Here is a 1,862-nt window from a genome sequence, read left to right on the forward strand (position 1 = left end):
CATGGAGCTGATGCGCCAGGGCTTGTACAGCAGCGGTTCGCCCCCATGGTCGGCCTTGGCCGTCTGCCCGATGAAGGCCGGCACCGCGGTGGGCACTTCCTCCACCGCGTCAGCACGGCCGTCCTGCTCCACGACGTAAACACCCGGGGCCTTCATCTCCGCCACCGGCGCTACTCCGAAGGCCCAGACACGCACCCGTGAACGTCAGTCGTAGATGACTGCACAGCGCACCTCGATGCTGCACCGGTCCGGCGCATCCTCCGGCGTCGCCGGGTCCTCGAAGGCGCTGTGGAAGTTCATAGTGCACACCAGTGTCCCAGCGTCCGAGCGCTCACCCTTCGACGCGGCGAAGGCGCCCGCCGAGTCCCACTGCTTGATCAGCACAGCCTCGTCGCGGCGCAGGGCCGAATAGTAGTACCACCGGTGCCTGGGCGCGTGGTGGGCGAAGTAGTTCTCCCCGACTCGGTCCGCGTAGTGCAGCTCGAAGACGACCAGGTCCTCGGGCTCGATCGTCTGCGCGTCGCAGAAGCCCAGGGGATCGCGCGCCACGGGCTCCGCCGCGATGTTGCGCCAGACATTGATCAGGGCGAAGCGCCCGCCTTCGCCGAGCGCTCGATCAACGAGGTCGGTAGGTAACAGCGACTCGCCGTCGGGGATGAACGGACGCATCGTATCGTTGATGCGCGGGGGCAACGCCAGATCGCGCAGGCGCTGGGGGCCGCTGGTCAGGGTGTAATCGCCGTGCACCACGCGGATCGGGCCCTGCACCTGCTGCCCGCCTGAGATCTGGGTCTGGTCCCGCTGCCCTTCGGCCCAGCGCACGTTGTGATCGAAGGCGAGCACGTGCGCGGCGCCCGTGACCGAGCGCATCAGGGCTTCACACTCGGGATAATAGCGGCGCACCACGGCCTCGTGCTCGAGGAAGTCCAGGCCTGCGTACGCCAGGGGCTGCTCGACGCACTGGAAGCCGTTGCGAGCGAGGTCCGGCGCAACGTCCCCCTTCAGAGCCCTCGCGTCCTGCACGTGCAGCTCTTGGGCGTCGGGCACGTAGCCCTCCAGCGCCGAATCGTTGCCGTCGGGTGCGCGGTGCAGCGACACGCGACCGTTGCGATACAGCGAAGACGGCACCGACCCATCGATGTAGTTGAACACCGGCTTGGCGATTGGCCCGGACCGCGCCTGGTCCCAGTTGACTCCGGTCATTGGACGTCGTCAGGCGTCGGGACGCGTGGTGGTGAAGCCCTCACCCACCCACGTGCGATCCCAGGCGGGGAGCTTCTCGATGCCCTCGAGCATCCAACGCTGGAGGTTGGCGTAGGGATCCAGCGGCAGACGCTGCCAGGCGTGCAGGTGCATCGGCGCGGCGAGGGCGATGTCGACGATGGTCGGCCCAGGCGTGCCCAGCACCCAGTCCGCGCAGGTGAGGCGATCGTCCAGTATCTTCGCCGCCTGATGAAACCGTTCGTTGTACGCCTCGACGGCGGCGGCGTCCGTCTCATCCCCCAGCAGCGGCTTCACGCAGTGCTCGACCATCAAGTCGTAGCAGGCCGGGAACCAGGTGGAGCTCTCCCAGAGCAACCAGCGCAGGGCATCGGCCCGCTGCTTGGGCGCCGTGGGGTAGACGGCTTCGTTACCGATCTTTTCCGCCGCGTAGGCGAGGATGGCGTTGGACTCCCAGAGCATCAGATCGTCATCGACGAGCGCGGGGAGGCAGGCGTTCGGATTGATGTTGGTGAACGCCTCGGTCTTGTGCTCACCCTTGAAGAAGTCGACGTGGACCGTCTCGAACTCGGCGCCGATGAGGTCCAGGCCGGCGAGGACCTTTCGGCAGTTGATGGTGATGGGATCGGCGTACAGCTTCA

The 1,862-nt window shown here is 67.0% G+C and carries 2 protein-coding genes; both read right to left on the reverse strand.

Annotated elements, in window-relative coordinates; genetic code table 11:
- Positions 1–204: 204 nt before the first annotated feature.
- Positions 205–1,203 (reverse strand): CmcJ/NvfI family oxidoreductase, encoded by a 999-nt coding sequence (locus tag AAF184_25840; protein ID MEO0425778.1) that lies wholly within the window; start codon positions 1,201–1,203, stop codon positions 205–207.
- Between the two features lie 9 nt (positions 1,204–1,212).
- On the reverse strand, positions 1,213–1,862 hold a 650-nt coding region (locus AAF184_25845), incomplete at its 5' end, for a glutathione S-transferase family protein (GenBank protein ID MEO0425779.1).

The sequence above is a fragment of the Pseudomonadota bacterium genome (assembly GCA_039815145.1).
GTDB lineage: Bacteria > Pseudomonadota > Gammaproteobacteria > Steroidobacterales > JBCBZW01 > JBCBZW01.